The sequence below is a fragment of the Ruminococcus sp. YRD2003 genome (genome assembly GCA_900109435.1).
GTDB lineage: Bacteria > Bacillota > Clostridia > Oscillospirales > Ruminococcaceae > Ruminococcus > Ruminococcus flavefaciens_G.
In genome coordinates, this window is record FNZT01000024.1 from 1 (window position 1) to 21,325 (window position 21,325).

The window sequence follows — 21,325 nt, forward strand, 5'->3', positions numbered from 1 at the left end:
CAGGGCGTACCCACTTCGAGAACTGCGCCATTGCATAGCCTCTCTTGGATATCTTGCCTGTGTCCCACATCGGGCTGTACTGACGGCGGATGTACCACCATACGTACGCGTTCATGTTTCCGACAACCATTGCGTTGTGGATGTTCTCCGCAACTGCAACGCCCTCGGGCCAGCGGTCTGCCGAGTTGGCGTCCGAGTTCGGTACGTAGACCTCGGTCATCCATATCTCCTTGCCGCAGTTTTCGAGTGCGGGGAAGTCCATGGCGCTGCGCTGTGTGCCGTAGAAGTGGGTTCCGAACATATCGCAGTTCGCCATAGCCTTTGAGTCGTTCAGGATAGCGTTGTAGTAGTCCTTGCTGTAGCTGAAGCTCTCGGGCGACATCATCTTGGTGTTGGTGCCCGCTGTTACGGTCTTGCCGTAGTTTGCGAGGAATGAGGCACAGCGTGAGGGTGCCCAGTATGTCCATTCGCCCGACCAGTCAGGCTCGTTCTGTACCGAAATAGAGTTGAGCTCTACTCCCTTGCTGTTGCAGAATTTGATGAAGTCGTTGAGGTGCTTTGCGTAGTTCGCCTCCGCGCCGTTGTTGAGCACGTACTGACCTCCGCGCGGTCCGCCCGAACCGTTGCTTCTCATCGAAGCGGGTGGGTTCCACGGTGTCGCAAAGACTGTGGCTCCGAGCGCCGAAGCCCTTTGTGCAGTCGGGATAGCGTTGTTCCATGCGTTCTGCTGGTCACTTACGAAGATACGGAGTATTGTGAGGCCGAGCTCGTTAGCTCCGTTGCCGAATGCTGTCTGTACCTGTGCTGCGGTCATGTCTCCGGGAGCTCCGTTCTGCGCATTGTAGCTCTGCCACTCGGGGTGGTTCATTCCTCCGAAGCCGCGGATACGCTGGTACAGCTTGTTTGTGTTGATAGTGCAGGCTCCCGCCGCATTTGCGTCGAGAGTGGGAGTTGTGCTGCCGATATTAGGTGTGAGCGAGAGCAGCATAGCTCCGCTTATAGCGCCTGTCAGCAGCCGTGAGACCTTGTTTTTGATTTTCATCTGATTACCTCCAAATCTGATTTTGTCTGTACAATATTATCGCTAAATAATTGTCCTGTACTTATAATATAACAAATTGTCCGTTTTTTAAACCCATTATTTGCATTTTCGGTGGACAATTAGTAATATTACCAGTGGGCTATACAAATTGGTTTTCATAATAGTCTGCTCAAATGAAATAACGGGATATTTTTTACATATGGCTATTGATAATATATACAAAATATGATGATATAATGTTGATAATATTCACGAATGCGATATAGGGGAGGTATATCAATGAAAATCAGAAAAATATCTGCGGCGGCGACAGCTCTTACCGTCATGGGTGGATTGTTTGGTTCTGGTCTTCCGATGTGTATGCTCTGTTCTTACGCTATCTACCCGGGAACAGAATGAAGATCGGCAGATCGAAGCTCTCACCAAGTTCGGAGTGCCTGAGCAGAACATTATCATCGATAAAGCTTCTGGTAAGGATATCGAACGTGATGGCTACCAGTATCTAAAACGTCAGATACTCCGTAAGGGAGATACTCTTGTTATCAAGGAACTGGACAGGCTCAGTCGTAACAAGGCAGACATTAAACGTGAACTGGAACAGTTCAAGGATATGGAGATCCGTGTGAAGATACTGGATATCCCTACCACGCTCACAGACTTTCCGCCAGAGCAGGCTTGGGTACTCGAAATGATAAACGCCATACTCATTGAAGTGCTTGGAGCTATCGCCGAAAACGAGCGTAACAAGATACGTGCTCGTCAGCGTGAAGGGATCGCTGCTGCAAAGAAGAAAAATGTCCGCTTCGGACGTCCTCCTAAATCTCTACCTCAAAATTGGCGGCAGATAATGGCTGATGTTCGCAACGGAAACAACGAGCACATATACATCAAAGGTGACGGATCATTAGACGACGGAATGGAAATTGTCACTCACCCGATGTCTCTGGAATACCACAAAAATGATATGAAGTGGCAGGAGGTAATGCAAAGGGCTATTTCACTGGGATATCGCAGCCACCAGACTTCGACCTGCGGATTGCATATACACGTCAATAGGAATAGTCTCGGCGATACCCACGATGAACAGGAAGAGGTTATCAGTCGTATCCTGTACTTTGTAGAGCATCACTGGAATGAGATGCTGAAATTCTCACGTCGTTCGGAATATTCGATGAACAGGTGGGCAGCCCGTTACGGCTTTGAAAAGACAGGACGTGAGATACTGGACAAGGCTAAGAAAGGAAACAACGGCAGGTATGCTGCCGTCAACCTGATGAACTGGGCAACGATAGAGTTCCGCCTGTTCAGAGGTACGCTCAAATACAATACTCTCATTGCAGCCTTAGAGCTTGTCAACGCTATCTGCGACCTTGCTATCAATCTCACAGATGAAGGAATGTCGAAAATGTCATGGTCTGAGTTTGTAGATACCTTACATGAACCTGAGCTTATCCAATACCTCAAAGAGCGTAAGCTGTACGTTAACGAAGATATCGCAAACGAGGAGGATATGTGATGAAAGTTGATATGAAAAAGGTCGTTGCAAGTTCCGCAGGTGAAATTATAGCAGTTGCCGCGCTTGTCACTGCAACGGTTGTTGTAGATATGATAAGCGAGAGACTAAAGGAAATCGCAGACGAAAAGAAGAAGCCGATGATAGATATAATTTTAAAGGAGGACAAATAATATGTGTTCATTATTTGGTTGGCTCGATTACCAGGGAATTATCCCTCATAAGGTTTTACGCAAGCTCACTCAGGCGTTAGCAAATGCAGCAGAGGAGAGAGGCACAGATGCAGCCGGTATCAGCTATGTTCGTAACGGCGAGGTCGTTATCTACAAGAGACCTAAGCCTGCTCACAAGCTTCATTTCAATCCGCCGGAAGGAACAAGAGCAGTTATGGGGCATACCCGTATGACTACCCAGGGCGATGGGAAGTTCAACTATAACAATCATCCTTTCGCCGGTATAGCTGGCGATACAAGCTTTGCATTCGCACATAATGGAGTGCTGTGGAACGATAAGGAACTGAGGAAGGACAAGCTTATCCCTGATACCCACATAGAGACAGATTCATACGCAGCTTGCCAGCTTATAGAGTCGCAGCAAAAGCTGGATTTCGATTCATTGAAATATATGGCAGAGACTGTTGAGGGTAACTTCACATTCACAGTACTTGACGAGCATAATAGCTTATACATTATAAAAGGCTCGAATCCGATGTGCTTGTTACACTGCAAAGATATAGGCCTTTATGTGTATGCGAGCACTGAGAGCATCATGAAAAACGCTCTCCGCAGAATAGGACTTCACAAGTTCGCCAATGAACGAATCAAAACAGATGAGGGCGATATCATTCATATTGACAAGACCGGAGATATCACACGCTCGGAATTTGAACCGAAGCTTTACCGCTCCAAGTACATGAGCTGGAACGATGACTCTTACTATTATAATATACACGAAGAGATGCTTCTCGCCTACTGTGGCTGCTATGGCGTTGACAGTGAGGACGTTGAGCTTTTGCTGGAGTATGGATATACCTGCGATGAGATAGAAGAAATGCTCATGGATACGAACCTGCTCCATGAGACTCTGCGTGATGTGAAGTATATGTGCGGAGAAAGCCTGTATGAGAGTTGCTATGGAGGAGCGTGGTAAAGTCCCAAAAAGTATACTTTATGGGACACCTGAAAAATAGCGAAAAAAACGTTCCAAAAAGTGGCGTTTTGACTTTTGAGACGTTCCGAAAGTCGCCACCACTTTTTGGGACGGAAAGGAGCATTATGGACAACAGAATTTATGGGTACGCCCGTGTCTCTACCAGAGAGCAGAACGAGGACAGGCAAATCGAAGCCCTAACCAAGTTTGGAGTTCCTGTACAAAGCATTATCATTGATAAAGCTTCCGGCAAGGATACCGAGCGTGAAGGCTATCAATATCTCAAGCGGCAGATTCTCCGCAAAGGGGATACACTTGTTATCAAGGAGCTGGACAGGCTTAGCAGAAACAAGGCAGATATCAAGCGTGAACTGGAAGAGTTCAAAGCGGCAGGAGTACGAATGAAGATACTTGATATACCGACTACACTTACAGACTTCCCACCGGATCAGGCTTGGGTACTCGAAATGATAAACGCAATACTTATCGAAGTGCTTGGAGCTATCGCTGAGAACGAGCGTAACAAGATACGTGCTCGTCAGCGTGAAGGTATCGAAGCTGCCAAGAAGAAAAATGTCCGCTTCGGTCGTCCAGAAAAGCCTTTGCCCGATAATTGGCGTGAGGTAATGGCAGAAGTCCGATGCGGGAATAAAAAGCCTGTAGATGCTATGCGGGAGCTTGGTGTCTCAAAGTCATGCTACTACAGGCTTTGTAATAAAATGGCTTGCTCAAAATAGGGCAAGCCATTTTTTTACTAAATGGAACTGAAACTATGCTCATTTTTAGTTCACTATCATTAAAATACCCATCAAAGCTTCCGTAATCATGCGCCATATGGTCTCCGAGCTCTTCTTGGGACATATCCTTTATTTTATCAAAAACATCTATATACGACGGCGAATCCTTTCCACAGGTTAAAACACCGCCTATCATAATCGACACGTCAATGACTCCTGAGTCAAGGACATTCTCCTTAATTGCCTCAATTTTAGGCAGTGATGATGAATGGTTCTTGTCAGGGCCGCTCCATTTATTATTTTTCTCAAAAGCCAGGAAATTAAGAGCGTACATATACGCCAGTGCATCCTTGACTATCTCGGGATTATCACGGTTTTTTTCGATTATCTGCTTGGCATTCAAATAGAATTCCTGGTCAGTCATCGGCAAATAGGTGTCCATTTCCTGCTTTTAGCTTTCAAAGCTGTCGAATGTCTTGACGTCAAAGTCACTGTGGAAATCATCTTGGTTGACGTTTTTGTAATTAGGCATATAAGTCCCTCCAGTTTTAGGTTGATGCAGGTCAAATGCGTATAATTTCGGTGCAGAAGCTCCGAAAAACGAGCATTATTACTGTCACGGATGATATGTCCGAAGCATTTTTAATATCCTTCAAACTCCTTAAAAAACACCCTGCGAAAGTTGTTATGGGTTCAAGTCCGAATCGTTTTTGGGAAACTGCACTAAAACAGGCAGATATAATGTGCAATCATACAATTTTGCTGATGCGGCTGCTGACAAAAAAGCAGTCTGATACCTCACGTGGAGATATCAGACTGCCCATGCCGTCAGTACGCATCATACATCGGCTGTGCTGTTACTTTTTTTATGGAGTATCCTGTCCCAAGTATCCTTTGCGCTGAACTCCTCGATCGAGGTAGTGGAGGCTGTGCTGTAGAATACCAGAATGAACGAACCGTCGGTCGAATCGACCTTTCTGCTCTCCTTGGCAGCACACCAGTTGTTCTCATCTAAAACATCCTTGTCGATGTCGGCGAGCATTGCCGCAAGCTCATCAAGCTTCGGGTCGCTGTCGGCAATCTTGCTGCTCTCGGGTGAGAATCGCGTGGACTTCGGGTCTGCGCCTGTGGACATCCTTGCATAGTAGATGAGGACCGTGGTGGCATCTATCGAATCCACCTTGTTATCGAGGTTCGCGTCGCCCTTAACGCCGATATATGCATTGAAGCGGAGCGGCTCGCCGTCCTCGCCGTATACCTGCACGCCGTCGTAGAATACGTTAACGGAGTAGGTGAAGTTGGTCTGCTCGGCTCTGTATACATCCTGCGGATTGTCCTTTCCCTTGACAACATCGCTGAACGTGTACAGTGACTTGTCTATCGTCAGATCGACCATTTCGCCCTTGGCATTTTCGCCTGTAAGCTTGGTTATGCCGTCGGCGTGACCCGTGCTGAACTTGTTCGTGTCGTGGTTGAAGTAGAAGCCGTCCGCGACTGTGCCGCTGGCGTGTATCTTCACGAATTTGCCGTCGTTTGTATCTGCTGTTGTAGTGGAGCCGCCGCCGTCGTCAGTGGTGCTTGCCGCAGTTGTAGACTTGTTTCCGCCGTCGTCGGTGGTGCTGACCGCAGTTGTAGACTTGTTTCCGCCGTCATCAGTGGTGCTGACCGCAGTTGTAGACTTGTTTCCGCCGTCGTCGGTCGTAGATACTGCCGTAGTCTCCGTGGACTGCCCCGTACCGCCGTCGTTGTCGGAGGTGGAGGCTGTAGTGCCGCCCGAGCCGTCGCCTATCTGTATCTCGCCGTAATAGTCCGTGCTTATCGAGTAGCCGTTGGTTATAGTTGCCGCACCCTTGTCGATGTCGCAGTCGGTATTGAGTATTGTTATCTTCTGCATATTGGAGCAGCCGTAAAATGCAAGACTGAGTATCTGCTTGACGCTCTTGGGTACAACGACTGTTCTTACCTTAGCGAGCTCGAATGCGCTTTCGCCGATAGTGTCGGGACCCTCGGGGATAACGAGGTCGCCCGTAGCGGTTCTGCCGTCGATAACGATGCCGTTCACGATAACGACAGGGTCTGTCTTGCGCTGTTCATCGAGCCATTTCGAGTCTTCGAAGGCGTTGCCGCCGAAGTCCTTGAGAGTTGACGGGAAAGTGATCTTTTCAAGTGAGATGCAGGAGGCAAAAGCACGTCTGCCAATTCTTTCGACGCTTTCGGGCAGCTCTGCCGCAGCCAGATCCTTACAGCTGTAGAATGCGCTGTCGCCTATTTCGGTCACTGTATCGGGGATATTTATTGAAGTTACCCCCGACTTATAGAAGGCTTTGTTTCCGATTTTCTCAAGTCCAGCGGGGAGCGTTACCGATTTAATGCCGCTGCACTCCTCAAATACGCTGTCGCCTATCTTCTTTACGCCGTCGGGGATAACTATGTCGCCCTCGGTCATTTCAGAGCCGATAAGCACGCCGTTGCTTATTATGAAGCCGTCGATCGTTGTAAGTGAATCCTGCCATTTTGTGCCGTAGAAGCTATTGGAACCGAAGCCGCTGAAGCCCTCGGGCATCTCGACTGTTTCAAGCTCCGTGCATTTACCGAATGCATACTCTCCAACTACTTTAATGCTGTCAGGAAGCTTTACGGATGTCAGTGCGCAGCCATATTCCGCTTCACCCCAACCGCCGAATGCCCTATCCTCGATTATTTCCACACTGTCGGGGATGTCTATCTGCTTCAGGCTCGTGCAGCCGTTGAATGCGCCGCTCGATATCTCCTTGGTGCCGTCCGCGAGCTTGACCGTTGTCAGCGCAGTACACTTCGAGAAGGCGTTGAGGAAGTCAACACCCGCAGGCAGAGAAACGGAGGTGAGAGCTGTACAATTGGAGAATGCGTCGCCGATATCCTCGACGCCCTCGGGGATCTCAACGCTTGTGAGCTGGTTGCACTGACTGAATGCGCGAGCGTCGATCTCTTTAAGCGTCGAGGGGAACTTTACGGAGGTTATCGGTGCTTTTTCAAATGCTTGGTAATCAATAGTAACAACGCCCTCGGGGATAACTATATCGCCGCTGCACTTTTTGCCGTCAACGAGCGTCGTGCCGATGATGACCATGCCGTCCGATGCGTCTGTCTTATTCTGTAGGAATGCCGTCCCCACAAAGGTGGAGGAGCCTATCGACTTCACACTGTCGGGGATAGTGATATCCGCAAGCTTTTCACATTCGTTGAATACGTAATCTTCGATCGTTTCAAGTCCGTCGGGGAGAGTGAGAGACTTGAGAGATGAGCATCCGTTGAATGACATATTCTTGATATTTTTGAGCCCCTTATTCAGCTTGATATCGGTCATAGAGCTGCATCCGTAGAATGTGCCGTCGTTTATTTCAGTCACACCTTCGGGTATCTCTATCGACTTCAAGCCCGCCGCTCCGCTGAATGCATATCTTCTGATAGTATTGAGCGTCGAGGGGAGCTCTGCCTTTTCGAGCGCCTTGCAGCCCTCGAATGCGCTCGCTCCTATGACCTCAACTCCCTCGGGTATCTTTACAGAGGTTATCTCAGTATTTCTTTTGAATGCGTAGTTGCCTATCTTCTTTACGCCGTCGGGGATAACAACATCGCCCTTTGCATTTGTGATAGTCAGGAGCGTATCTCCCGAGATTATCGCGCCCTTCTTTTCGCCGTAGGGAGTGCCGCTGAATGCAGTGCTTGAGATCAGCCATACATTAGGCGGAAGTGTAACATCCTCAAGCTTCGTACAGCCGCTGAATGCGTTGTCGTAGATAGAGGATACGTTATCGGGCAGCACTATTGATTTCAGGGATGTGCAGCCGCTGAATGTATCTTCACCTATGCTCGTCAGATCACTCGGCAGCTTTACGCTTTCGAGAGAGGTGCAGTTTTTGAATGTGCTCGAGCCGATAGATGAGATGTTGTCAGGAAACTCAATGCTTTTCAGACCCGTGCAGTCCTCGAATGCAGATTCCTCCATAGAAATGCCGTCGGGGAGCTCTATGGAGCTGAGTGACGAGCAACCCGCGAATGCCTGTCTTGATATCTTTTTCAGCCCCTTGGGGAGGCTCACTGTTTCAAGTGACGTGCAGCCATTGAACATCTCATCGGGTATTGTTAATGTGCCCTTGTCGAATGTGACGCTTTTCAGGCTCGTGCAGTCCGCGAAAATGCCGTAATTGTCCCAGTCGTCATACGTCAGGGCGCCTGCTATCTCGACGCTCTCGAGACCTGTACAGCCCTCGAATGCATTGGATTTGATAGTGTTGATGCTCTTCGGGAGCTTCAGTGAGGTCATCTTTGTCTGACCCCTGAATGCTCCGTTTCCGATGCCTGTGATGCCCTCGGGGATGACGAGCTCGCCCTCGATCTCGCCGATATCGCAGATATTGCCGTTGATAACGAGCAGGGGATTGTCTCCGCGCAGAGCGGTGTTCTTGAATGCATCCTGCTCAATAATGGTGCAGCCCTTGGGAATGCTTATCTCTGCGAGGTTCGTGCAGTCCTTGAATGCATTCCTCATTATACGGGTGACGCCGTCGGGGATGGTTATAGAGGTTATCCCCGTACAGCCCTCGCATAGACTAGACGATATTTCCTTCAGCCCCGACGGGAGCTTTATTTCTGTCAGTTCGTCGCAGTCTCTCAATGCCGCCCAGCCCATCTCTGTAATGGAATCAGGAAGGTTGATGCTTTTGAGATTATAGCAGGCATTAAACGCATTGTCGCCTATTTTCTTTATGCCGTCGGGGAGCTTTACCGATGTGATCCTCATATTATAGAATGCGTTCTCACCTATCTCGGTGACGCCGTCGGGAACGACGATATCGCCCTCAGCGAAGCAGGCCGCGAGCACGCCGTCATTGATTATGAACGGGGTCTTATCGCCGTAGGGGGTTTCAGTGAAGGCTCCGCCGCCTATACTCGGCACATTTTCCGTGAAATTGACCTCCTCGAGAGCGGTACAGCCGCAGAAGGCGTTTCCGCCTATCTCCTTTATCTTGCCGAAGGTCAGGGATTTCAGAGAGGTACAATCGTCAAAAGTCCATGTGCTGAGCTCGAGTTCTGCGTTATCGGGGAATTTGATATCCGTAAGCGATGTGCAGCTCGAGAAGGCGCCGCTGGGTATGTACTTGATATTATCAGGCAGAGTGACCGATGTCAGGTCGCTGCACAGATAAAATGCGTTTCTTCCCATTTCTGTCACCGTTTCGGGGATAACGGCACTCGTCAGACCAGATGTCTGAAATGCACTATCGCCTATTTTTGTGACATGGGCGGGAATGGTGAAGCTCTTGAGCTCCTGTGCGCCGTAAAATACGTGCGAGCCGATAGTTTTCACGCTCTCGGGGAGCTCCAGCTTGTCCGCATCAACGTTGCAGTAGAGCAGTATTCCTTTCTCGTCCACGACGTACGGGTTAGCCTCTGCCCACTTGGAGCCGTCGAGCTCCTTATAGGGGATAGCGGGCTTCATTGTGTCTTCGTACCATTCACCTGTCCAGTTGACTGTTTCTATGCCCGTGCAGCCCTTGAAGGCGCCTGCCTCCATATCATTCAGTCCGCTCGTAATGTTGAGGGTCTTTAGAGCCGTGCAGCCCTCAAATGCGCTCGGACGCAGAGATATGCTTTTGCCGCTGAACTTTATATCCTCAAGAGCAGTGCAGTCCTTGAAGGCACCGCGCTCCGCATAGGCGCGGTCAGCCCCGATATTTACCGATTTCAGGGCAGTACAGCCCTCGAAGGAGCTTGTGCCTATCATCCACATATTACTTCCGAAGGTGACAGACGTGATGCCCGTACAGCCCTTGAAAGCCTCGGGCTGTACGTTTTTCAGGGGCTCTCCGTTGACGGTATTGGGTACGACGAGGTCGCCCTTTATCTCGTCAACAGAGCCGATGAGCGTATAGCCGCTGTAGTAGTCGTCTGTTTGGTTGTTCTTGAATTTCAGCCCTTCAACGATGATGACATCGTCCTCGTTCTCGTCTGCTGCCGAGGCTGTTACCGTCCTGACAGTGCGTATCGGAGCAGCGGGGCTCATTGAGCCTGCAACTACGGTCAGTGCGAGCAGTGCTGCTGCCAGTTTTTTCATTTTCATATCTAATTCCTCCTTTGTGCCACTCAACTTTTTGCATAGAAAAACAGCAAAACAGATAAGAAAAATGTATACTATGCAGTTATTATATCACAAAAGATTTTACCTGTAAATACGATTTGCCAATATGTCATCTGACAAATTGGCAAACGATTGATATTTGCTGTGATTTATACGATGCGTAAAAAACGGCTCCAGCCCCTTGCGTTTTATCTGCGGCAGTGCTATAATATGAAAAATGACAGCACAAGGAGGACATTATGACATTTCAGGAGCTTATCAGCGACTTCACGGACAGGCTCGGCTGCTCAATATCCGAGCTCGCCGAGGCATCGGAGCTCACGCCGTCCGCACTCAGCCGCTACCGCAGCGGACTTCGCCGTCCGCGCCCCGAGGCACTGCAAAGGCTTGCCGACGGCATCGCCTCAATTGCCGCGCAGAAGGGTATCAGCGGGCTCGAAAGCGAGGACGTGTACAACCGCCTCGTCAGAGCCGTTGGCTATGCGGATATCGACAGCAGCGTTTTTGCGGAGAATTTTTCCTCCCTCGTCGACCGTCTGAGCATAAGTCTGAACAGGCTCGCCAAATCAATGGATATCGACGCATCGCTCCTCTCGCGCTTCAAGCGCGGCGAGCGTGTCCCCATAGATATGGACAGGTTTATCGGCAACCTGAGCAGCTATCTGCTCAGAAGCTCCGACGAGAGCGGACAGCTCCCGCTGCTCTGCGCGACGCTCGGCGGAATTACAGAGCACAGCATCCGCGACGAAGGAAGGCTCTGCGCGGCTGTTGACAGGTATCTGCGCGGTTCGCCGAGGTCTGCGGCAGTTGCCTCGGGCGTCAGCGATTATCTTCACAAGCTCGATGAATTCGACCTCGGCGAGTATATATCCATTATCAGGTTTGACAAGCTGAAAATACCGACTGCTCCGTTTGCTTTTCCCGCCTCAAGGCATTATTACGGCGTGGAGGATATGAAGCGCGCCGAGCTCGCTTTTCTCAGGGCTACGGCTATCTCACAGTCAAAGAAGCCGTTTTTCATGAACAGCAATATGCCCATATCAGATATGGCGGACAGCGAGGACTTCAATAAAAAGTGGATGTTCGGCATCGCCGCCTGTATAAAGAAGGGGCTTCATCTAAATATCATTCACACCATTGACCGCCCGATGAAGGAGATGCTGCTCGGCTTGCAGGCTTGGATGCCGATATATATGACGGGACAGGTCTCACCCTACTATCTGCCGCAGCCGCCGAGCGCTATCTACCACGAGCTCCTTTATGTCTCGGGAGCGGCTGCTCTGCGCGGAGAATGCATCAGCGGTCATCACGCAAACGGGCAATATTACTTTACCAACTCCAGAAGGGAGCTCGCCTATTACCGTCAGCGCTCGGAGGATATCCTCTCGAAGGCTCTGCCTCTTATGGAGATATTCGATTCAGCCTCAGAGGACGAGTATCGCAGCTTTTTCAGCAGTGAGAGCTCAAACGGCGGTCAGCGCTGCAATATGCTGTCAACTCTGCCGATATACACCCTTTCGGAGGAGCTGCTGACCAGTATCCTCAGCAGGAACAGCATCAGCAGCCGTGAACGTGAAAGGCTGACCGCCTATCTGAAATGGACGAAAGAGTGCTTTGCAGAACAGCTCATATCATCGGAGGTCCTCGATATCATACCCGTTCCGTCCGAGGAGCAGTTCAGCTCAGCGCCGCTTCTTCTGTCGCTGTCAGGAGCTTTCTTCGAGCGTGAAATTCAGTATACGTATGAGGAGTATACCGAGCACTGCCGCCTCACAAGAGAGCTGAGTGCCGCGAACAGCAGCTACAGCATCTCCGAGCTTAGAACGCCGGTGTTCAGGAATATACAAATACAGATGAAGCGCGACGAGTGGGTCATGGTCTCGAAATCGAAAAGCCCTGCAATTCATTTTATCATCAGACACCCCAAAATGCTGAACGCTTTTGAAAAAGGACTTTTCGCTACTCCGAATCGAATCAGCCACAACAGCAGAACTTGATGAATGTCCCAAAGAATTGGTAAGATTCAGCCATCTTGTGAAAGGCGGTATCAGCGCGGAGGAATTCTTGGAGGAGTATAGCAACGGTAACATTCATTGAAAGCTTTTTGTTAATGAATATTTTTAAATAGAATCAGCTCCCGTAAAGGGAGCTGGCTTCTTTCAATAACGTTTATACCACCTATCGTCGTGTGAATTTCGTGTGAAAACGTGTGAAAAACGCCTGTTATTTCTTCACACGCAACTGCATATTTGCAGTTATAACTGTTTTCTACAGGCAAGAGAAAAGCCTGTATTTCGGTGCTTTTCTCGAAATACAGGCTTTATCGTTCTGGCAGGGGCAGAAGGACTTGAAGCTTCTATACCCTGCATCTTTTTTTGCCCATATTTCGGGGATTATCAACTCTGTATAATGAACTGTGTGCAGCACGTGTGCATTTATAATTATGCCGCACCATCACTTTTTTCAGTACGAGTATCGCGGATAACACCATACATATATTCGTCGAATACCTTGAGACTATCTCGAACTCTCTGCTTGGGAGTTCTTATATAGACAGCATCAAGCACCTTAGAGTTGGCCCATCCTCCAAGCTTTTCAAGGACTTCTTTCTCGACTCCGAGTCCGTTCATAGTTGTTGCGAACTGGGCACGAAGGTCGTGAAAAGTCATTTTTAAACCGTGTTTTTTGAGGAGTCTGTCGTAGCGTCGTTTCAGAGCACCATAATTCTCATTCACTATAAAATCGGTATCACTGTTGTGAGGTAAATGTTGAATGAGGTTAAAGATATAGTCGGGAATAGGAACATCGCGGGTAGATAATTCTGTTTTATTGCGATTTTGTATAGTATCATGACCATTGATGCAAACCCTTGTTCGTCTAACTTTTATGTATCTACCATTGTCGTCCTCATAGATATCTCCGAATTGAAGACCGCGAACTTCCGAGATTCTCATACCACCACACCACACTGAGAGCAGGCATGGAAGTTCAACACTGGATCCTATAATAACTTTCAGCACTTTATTAAGGTCCGGTAGTTCTTCCTTTACCGTCTTAGGAGGTAATTTAAGTTTGCGGATTGAAGGAAGCTCAACATCAAATAACAGCGCAGCGCTCCTAACTAAATCATACCCACTCTTTATAGACTTATAGCCGAGCCCGTGCTCAGCATCTATATTAATTGCACGCTGAACGTCGATTGTCTTGATGTCAGTAATATTGAATCCATATATTGCTTGGAGCCTGTTCTTTGCAGCAACCTCGTATCCGTAGAGCGTTGTAGGAGCGATAACATTACGTTTAGAGTCGATATATGCCTCAACTGCTTCTTTAACAGTGATTTTAGATGGGGTAACATCAACATTGAGCCTTTTAAACTCTTCAACTGCAACGATTACCTCCAACTCCGTATCACCGACAATGGACTTCCTCATGGGTTTTCCGTTTGCTTTTTTACCATAGGTAATCTGTTTACGGAACTTGCCATTAGGCAATTGCTGTACCTTCATTGTTATATTCGATTTCATGATTATCAGCCTTTCTATAGGAAGAAAGGCAGTATAACGATGTACTCATTATACCACCTTTCGCATTAAATGTAAAGAGGGTTACAACGCCATGAGGTCGTTGAGTTCCATGCCTGTCACATAGAGCAGATTATCAACACGACCGAGAGTTACATTCGCAGCATTTTTATCATATTCATGAAGTGTGCGCTCTCCGACCTGCAGGTAGGAAGCAAGCTCTGAGTCTGAAACCTCCCTCAGCTGCTGCCAGTATCTGATTTTACACCAGATTCTGCGATGCAGCGTTATCCTCTGCGCTTTTCTAGTCATCACTTTCACCTCCTTAATTGATTCTTGAGAGCAGCCTTACGGCTGCTCGCCATCATTATTATCATTATCTGGAGCAGGCTCAAAAACAACAGTCTTGCCCTTGAGCGTTTTTATAAAATTCTCTCTTCTATAACGGCTCCAGAACGGTCCGTTGTCGAAGCAGTTACCCTTCTGAAGAGAATCAGCCTCATACTTATCACAGCCGAAGCGATCAGCATAACGTGCAAGATCATCACCCTTTGAGCGGTATCCACGAACTCTGCCGCAGTTACCTACGACCTTTCCGAACGGAGTAGTCGAATCAGGGAAGGACTGAGAAGCGAGGAGCATTGTAACGCCGTGTTTGCCGCCCTTACGGAGTAGGACGTTAACAGCACCTTTCTCATGCAGATACAAGTCCTGAGCTTCGTCTATAATGACTGTATATTTCTCATAAGGAAGACACTGCTTGTAGCCGTAAAGACTTTCGAGCATGATATCGATGATCTCCGAACCCTTTCCAACGCTATCAGCGCCTGTTGAAATGACAATGATAGGCTTGCCCTGCGCCTTGACGAATTCGCCCCAATTATTCTTGCTGACCGGCATATCCATAAGATCCTCGATTATCGTTTTCAGCTTCAGACAAAGTTTTCTGTGAGCCTCATCCATTTTCGGTTCACCGTCATCGTTACAGCTGATCAACTCGATGTAGTTAATAATATCAGAGATTTTAATATCTGGAGTTTTTTTCATCTGTCTCAGCAGACAATTTACCGCAATCTTAAGTATCGGCTCCTGATAACTACCGAGCGATTTAGTCATCATTGCGTATATTCGCAAGATGCGCTCTCTTTCATCTTTGAGAGTCAGACAGCCGCGCAGGTCAAGTAAGTCTACCGGCAGTCCGTCTTCGTATACATTCCAAAAGGAGAAATATTTCACCCTCAGTTCCTTGCCTATATGCTTGTCGATTTCCGTGGGAGTAAAACCGCCAGTCTGGTCAAATATGAGAACGACATCTGCACCCTCAACTACGACTTTCTCAACCGCTCTGTTGACTAAAGCAAAGGTCTTTCCGGAGCGAGTTGCTCCGAAGTATACCTCATGGAGGTTATCATCCATCTCTGGATTGAACATATATCCCGCGGCTCTTGTACCGTCTGCGTTATACAGTACAGGTACGAATCCGTCAGGGTATTCTCCAACACTGAACCAGTACTCATTATCAATGATATCATTGACATATGCTCTCGCCTCTGCGCTCAATACAGATCTCGAGTACGAGAACACATCAGTATCCTCAAGAACTCCCGCATCGTATGCGACCTTGAGCTTGCGCTTGTTGCCATGCTTGCCTTTGAGCAGTCCTTTTTCGTTAATATGTTTATTCATCTTTACAACACTCCTTGTATTTAATTTTGATATAATGACGTTTTTCACAACGTCCTCATTCATGTTGATAGATCCATCATTCTCCGCGATAAATGCAGTATGACCATCAGACATAAAGAAAGGTGGTCCGTACTGCTTAGCTATCTTAAGCTCTCCACTAAGAATAGCACCGCTGACTGCCGACTTGAAATCGCGGCAGATAGCATCGGTCATCGTTGATCTCGATGTAGCATCCGTTCTAAACCAACGAATTATACCTCTCAGGTCAGAACCAGTAACAACGCCCAGTCTCTTTAAGATATGAGCAGTCGCCAAGGTCATAATCATCGTATCCGTAACTACAACATTTCTGAAGGTACTGACTATGTGACGAGCCGCCTTGATTCCGTCGTTCACAAGCTGTCTTGCTGCATCAGAATTATTATAGATATACTCCTTGAATGCGTAATCAATCATCCCGGATAAACGTTGTATAACAGGCACGTTCTTGGGGATAATATCATAGCCGCAGTTGATATAGTATACAGGGTAATCATCCGGGATACTTTCAGGTCTATCTGTGATGAACACTATGATCTTGCGAGTTTTATCCTCGGCGCCGTTCTCTCCTGTGATATCCCACATTACCTCTTTGAACGCATCCTTCAATTTATTGCCTTCCTCGAAGATGCCTGAATAAGAAAAGAGCACGGGAACATCATTGGCAGCAGCAAGCTCCTTTCTCACTTTTGTGATATGAGCTGTAAGCGCCTGTACAACCGTTGACGTATAGTTTTTCCTTTTCGTAAGAGCGATAACCGTTTCTCTCACGGCATCCTCATTATACGAAATTGAAAAAACGCGATCCGGATGAAGTCCCTCTGCCCCGAACAGGGGCAGAAGAATACATTCAATGCGTATTGTAGTTGCAAGCGTAGCTTCCAAGCAGTTCGGCAGAGCTTTACGATAGATTGCCGCCGTATCCTTGAGTGGAAGAGCATGAGCAACCATTTTGTGATCTCTGACTTCCTGAGGAAACAGTTCCTCCAGTCCGGTTATTACCGATTCAGCCGATATGTATGTTGTCACGCCATTTGGAAGCGTAACCCCACCAGCGTGTTTGGGAATCGTCAGGAATTTCTTATTCGGACATTCACGGAGATTACGCAAAAAACTTTCATAGTGCCTTTTAACGCTGACGTTTATTCCCTTCCTTGCGAAGGGTGTCTGTCTGCGGAAGGCCTCTTCGCTGATTTCTCCATTCGGAAAACGTAACGGCTTTTTCACGCCCTTAAGGAATACGTCGATTTCCTCACATTTTCCATATGCGATAGGATTACAAATTAACACGAGTGTCGCCGATTCCTTCCACACAAACTTACGCTTACCGGTTTTGTTGTTGACTTCCTGATACTCGAGGCTATACGGGCTCTTGATTAATGAGGTTTCCTCGTAAAGCGGATCTGTTCCCACTGAATCAGGAATAAAATCATCAGGTAGCAACGTGACACCATCAACAATATAAGTATCGCTTATGAGAGGAGATGCGGAGGATAACTCCGCACCCTCCTTCTTGATACCTTCAGCCTGAAGTTGCTGTAACACTTCAAGCTGGTACTCTTTTTTGTGAGCGTTAAATCGCTCCTCTTCCTTTTTTATGGAACGCTTTTCAGCCTCGGCATCTATGATATTATCAAGTTCCTCTGCCTTCTGACTTGCAAACTCGATTTCACAGCCACAGCTTTTAACAAAATCGTATGATTTCTCGTGATCCATAATAAAAACCTCCTAAAATTATATGTAGAGCGATCTCATTGGGAAGTCGACTCTGCTGATATTATAGGATATTTTTTATGAATTGGAAACCCCTTAAATTAAACTTGAGGTTAAAAATAAAATGCCGATAATACGCAAAAACCGTTGCCGGTAATTACACCAGCAACGGTCCTTCGTTAAATAAATAATGTAGAAGATAAACTTCAGGTTTAATTTATATTCTTTTAGTATATATTTTTATCTCTTCTTGTTTAAAAACACGGAGTACTTTGTTACAGAATGCTAGACCTTTCTTTGTGTATTTAAACATAAATTTGCATGCTCTGTTCATAGGAGTGTCTTCTTCTAATGGGAAACCAGCTTTCTGGAAAAAATCCAGACAGTACTCGGGTTCTAATTGTAATCCTACACAAAGGGAAAGAGCCTGTTTTTCATCTTTAGGATGATCTTTATTCTTTATACCATGGCAATAGTTGTAGATAGTTGTTGGAGAATTTCCAGATAATTCTGCTAATAAGCTCTGACTCGTTTCTAATCTCTTCATATGAAAAATCAAAGTGTTAGTAAAAATGCTACAGTCATCACTTTTCAACTCATTAAAATTATTATTATATTCTTTAATCTCTGATAGTGTTAAATCATCTAAACCTGTATCATCTTCACACAATTCAAATGACTCATGTTCGATTTCTATATAATCGAGATTCTTGTTCAGATAAGATGCACTATAATAGTATGACTGATTTGAAGCGTTATTATTTCTGAACCGGAATTTTAGTAGGCACTTGTTAGCGTTTTCTCTTGCATATTCAGATAGAATCGGCTCTATAGACTCTCCGTTTTCTTCTAAAACATACTTAGGATCACGTAGGCATACCACATATCCGAGATATACATATTTGCCGGAGTTTATAAGCTCTGCGAATTCAGCGTTCTCACGCAGAAGCCTCTCGTAATTGACGCGATTGATAACGAAGGTCTCGTTCTCATTTAATGTCCCCCGAGGGAAAGTGAACGGCTTCTTCTTATCGCCATCAAACTCAATGATAGTACCGTCAACATTGTCGTAGCCCAACTGCCTCAGACGCTCCTTAGCTACATAAGGAGATACACCGTAGAGCTTAGCAAACTTGATAACGCAAGCTTGCATCCTATCGCCATGGTTCTCATAATGCGTTGAAGGATTTTTAGCGATATCGTTCATAGCTGTATCAGCTGTATCTGAGGGTATTGCAAGCCTCATAGCAAGAATATCAGCCTGCCACTCAGCTATAGAAAGTGCTTGCTGAATATCGGTGAAAGCGTCAGTATCTGCTGAAGATAGCATGTCCACTTTTTCTTCACCTAACAGCTGGAGCAATTTCAAGAATCTGTCATGGAATAGTGTATGTACCAATTCGTGAGCAACAGTTATACGCAGTCCACCGTCCATCTCCTCTGCATACTTTTTATAATTAAGAAGAATGGTGCCATGAGTAGCGTGGATGGTATACACTATAGGCTTCAAACCACACTCTGTCTGGACATTCTGTATGATTTCAACATCAGATTCAGAGAGAATAACACGGCCTAGGCAGTTGTTCGGAAGTGGGGCGAAATGAATCATTCCGTCGGAAACGAGTTTCTCTATATACAATTTATAGTTAACAAATAAGCCATTCATTGCACAGAACCCATAAAGATCATTTCCGATATCTTCGATTTTATCCTTGGGGATATCAGGGAGAATAAACTGACTCAGAATATTATCCTCTGGGAACATATCGCTGTTGTTTTTTCTTACAGCTTTAACCTGAATATCCTTGAATCTCTGTTCGAGATTTCCTCTTACTGTAACGATGAAGCTCAGAGTAACACTTTCCTCAACATCAACAGTCTTCACAGATACTCCGAGGTCAAATTCAGTGTTGTATTTTGCATCATCGGCAGTACATACCAGAGAGCGAATGACTGCTTCGGTTATCTGCGAATCATCCTTCAGGTGATTGGAAACTGCATCCTTAATCAACTTAATATGCTCATGTTGAAAGTAATCTTTTAAGTTCGCATACTGTGCCATACTATTCCTCCTCAATATGATACATCATCTATCGTTCGGATCATAAATGACATTTTTCATTGCAATTTCGTTTTTTGCGAAAAATCAAATTCCATTTTTCTCAAAAAACGACTGTTTTTGCGAATTTTTGAATTCCATTTTTTTCAAAAAACGTAATCGACTTTGTATTTTTCGTTTTTTATAATTCCAAGCCTATGCGTCCCCACTCTCGCGGGGACATACTTAAATGCATTTATCTACTTAAATTATCCAGTCGCTGCTTCCATAATAACATCAGTCAACGCTCTTTCAACTATGCCACTGGGACTTGCGTTAGGACGTACCCATTCACGAACATCTTCTTGTTTCAACATCAGTGGCATCCGGTCGTGGATGCTCCTGACAGGTTCCACCGCCTCTCGGGTGATGACTGAGAACATAGGAACCTGCTTTCCATTATGCTCCTCATACCGGTACAGCCCTGCAAGAAAAGTTATCTCAGTTCCTGCCGGTTGAATTGCGAAACGGGTCTTTTTTATATCACGCTGCTGGCGACTGTTGTATCCTTCGTCAGTAGGAAGAACGCCCCACTCATAGTACCAGGAAGCAGGTATCACACATCGGCGGGTATGCCATGACTCTTGCCACAGGTTCTTTTGGTCGGCTGTCTCTATTCGACAGTTGATGATAGGCTTGGAAGAAGCTTCGGTGGTGAATCCCCACACCATCGGAAACACACCCATGTTACCGCTTCGACCTGAAGCAATAACGGCGGCTACGTCGGTCGGTCTTATGTCCCCGGTCATAGCTGTGCTGCGGGACATCGTCAACATTATCTCGTTCGCCAGAGGTGACTTCTGTGCTCTGGTGATATTTTTTTCGAGCGACTTATAATCAGCATAGAACCAGGTACACACGGCAGACACCTCCAACTGTAGTTGCCATTATTATAGCACAGCTGCTCGGAAAAGTAAAGATTGTAAAAGAACCGCCCTTGAAGGGCGGCTCTGCATTTACTGGTTGTTTGGATTCTGCATACGCATCTCTCGGTATAAAACACCTGCAAGAGCGCTCATAATAGCGTTATACTTGTTCTTGTCCTGGAACAGTGATTCGTAGCTCTCCTGAGACTCTGTATAGCTCTCCATAGCCGTGTCTCCGAAGATCTGTGGGAAGATACTTTCTGTGAAGATTACAGGGTCTGTAGTCTTGGCAGAGTTGAAAAGCTTCGGGTTCTTCTTAAGCTTCTGGTGCAGGGCATCTATCATGACTTTATCTGAATCCGTGAATTCTCCCTTGTACTTCTCATTTATCTTATCGAGTATCTCGTCAAGAGGCGTTTTCTTCTGTTTGCCTTCACCGCCTTTTTGCTTGGCGGGAATGTACATACCATCGAGGTCTTGAAGCTCTATAGCACCTTCAAAAGTCTTTTGCAGCTTATAGTATTCAAGCTTCAGCTTACCTTCAAGGTCACAAGGAGTGTCTGGTTCCTTCGGAAGAAGTCGAAGCAAATAACTCAGGAACAGGTATTCCTTGTGCATATCGGTATCAAACATCCTGACAACCTGCGTAATATATCCATACCACTTGATGAAGCTGCGGACAAGTCTGCGGAACTGGTAACGCTCCTCAGAATTCTTGAGGTTGTATCTGTCTGTAACAGGCTTCAGCACGCTTGTCATTCTGCCCATTGCAACAGAGTCCTGCACGCCTTTAGCGTTCCAAACCTTGATGAACGCCTCTATATCGTTCGATGTGTA

Annotated in this window: 12 protein-coding genes and 2 pseudogenes; 5 read left to right on the forward strand and 9 right to left on the reverse strand. The window is 46.7% G+C overall.

The window, feature by feature from the left end:
- Positions 1-1,042: pseudogene (locus BMX22_RS14930) on the reverse strand (endo-xylanase); the annotation flags it as partial.
- A gap of 433 nt (positions 1,043-1,475) precedes the next feature.
- Here BMX22_RS14930 and BMX22_RS16995 point away from each other — a divergent pair.
- The 4 genes from BMX22_RS16995 to BMX22_RS14945 all read left to right on the forward strand — a co-directional run bounded on the left by BMX22_RS16995 (position 1,476) and on the right by BMX22_RS14945 (position 4,441).
- Positions 1,476-2,558 carry a recombinase family protein gene (locus tag BMX22_RS16995; protein ID WP_318259782.1) on the forward strand — a complete coding sequence of 361 codons (1,083 nt, stop codon included), beginning with the start codon at positions 1,476-1,478 and terminating at the stop codon, positions 2,556-2,558.
- Positions 2,558-2,728 carry a hypothetical protein gene (locus BMX22_RS16630; RefSeq protein WP_177173044.1) on the forward strand — a complete coding sequence of 57 codons (171 nt, stop codon included), beginning with the start codon at positions 2,558-2,560 and terminating at the stop codon, positions 2,726-2,728. Before BMX22_RS16995 ends, BMX22_RS16630 begins: the two co-directional genes overlap by 1 nt.
- Position 2,729: 1 nt before the next feature.
- The gene (locus BMX22_RS14940) at positions 2,730-3,704 is read left to right on the forward strand and encodes a class II glutamine amidotransferase (protein ID WP_074743373.1); all 975 of its coding nucleotides are present in this window, start codon (positions 2,730-2,732) and stop codon (positions 3,702-3,704) included.
- 125 nt (positions 3,705-3,829) lie between these two features.
- Positions 3,830-4,441, forward strand: coding sequence for a recombinase family protein (locus BMX22_RS14945; protein ID WP_074743391.1), 612 nt, complete (start codon positions 3,830-3,832; stop codon positions 4,439-4,441).
- Here BMX22_RS14945 and BMX22_RS16270 read toward each other — a convergent pair.
- Positions 4,371-4,865 carry a hypothetical protein gene (locus tag BMX22_RS16270; RefSeq protein ID WP_177173045.1) on the reverse strand — a complete coding sequence of 165 codons (495 nt, stop codon included), beginning with the start codon at positions 4,863-4,865 and terminating at the stop codon, positions 4,371-4,373. The genes BMX22_RS14945 and BMX22_RS16270 overlap by 71 nt on opposite strands.
- A gap of 414 nt (positions 4,866-5,279) precedes the next feature.
- Positions 5,280-10,544: a leucine-rich repeat protein gene (locus BMX22_RS14955; RefSeq protein WP_074743377.1), complete on the reverse strand. Its 5,265-nt coding sequence runs from the start codon at positions 10,542-10,544 to the stop codon at positions 5,280-5,282.
- Between the two features lie 257 nt (positions 10,545-10,801).
- On the opposite strand from BMX22_RS14955, the gene BMX22_RS14960 reads away from it, so the two are divergent.
- Positions 10,802-12,559 carry a helix-turn-helix domain-containing protein gene (locus BMX22_RS14960; protein WP_074743379.1) on the forward strand — a complete coding sequence of 586 codons (1,758 nt, stop codon included), beginning with the start codon at positions 10,802-10,804 and terminating at the stop codon, positions 12,557-12,559.
- Between the two features lie 444 nt (positions 12,560-13,003).
- On the opposite strand, the gene BMX22_RS14965 is transcribed toward BMX22_RS14960, so the two are convergent.
- The 6 genes and pseudogenes from BMX22_RS14965 to BMX22_RS16635 form a co-directional block, all read right to left on the reverse strand.
- Positions 13,004-14,089 carry a site-specific integrase gene (locus tag BMX22_RS14965; protein WP_074743381.1) on the reverse strand — a complete coding sequence of 362 codons (1,086 nt, stop codon included), beginning with the start codon at positions 14,087-14,089 and terminating at the stop codon, positions 13,004-13,006.
- Positions 14,090-14,170: 81 nt separating this feature from the next.
- Positions 14,171-14,398 carry a hypothetical protein gene (locus tag BMX22_RS14970; RefSeq protein WP_074743382.1) on the reverse strand — a complete coding sequence of 76 codons (228 nt, stop codon included), beginning with the start codon at positions 14,396-14,398 and terminating at the stop codon, positions 14,171-14,173.
- Between the two features lie 36 nt (positions 14,399-14,434).
- On the reverse strand, positions 14,435-17,527 hold the full coding sequence (locus BMX22_RS14975) for a hypothetical protein (protein WP_074743384.1): 3,093 nt from the start codon (positions 17,525-17,527) through the stop codon (positions 14,435-14,437).
- A gap of 214 nt (positions 17,528-17,741) precedes the next feature.
- Entirely contained in the window at positions 17,742-19,586 is a 1,845-nt protein-coding gene (locus BMX22_RS14980) for an ImmA/IrrE family metallo-endopeptidase (RefSeq protein ID WP_074743386.1), read from the reverse strand.
- 245 nt (positions 19,587-19,831) lie between these two features.
- Entirely contained in the window at positions 19,832-20,482 is a 651-nt protein-coding gene (locus tag BMX22_RS14985) for an SOS response-associated peptidase (RefSeq protein ID WP_074743388.1), read from the reverse strand.
- A 96-nt stretch (positions 20,483-20,578) separates the two neighbouring features.
- Positions 20,579-21,325, reverse strand: a pseudogene (locus tag BMX22_RS16635) (type I restriction endonuclease subunit R); the annotation flags it as partial.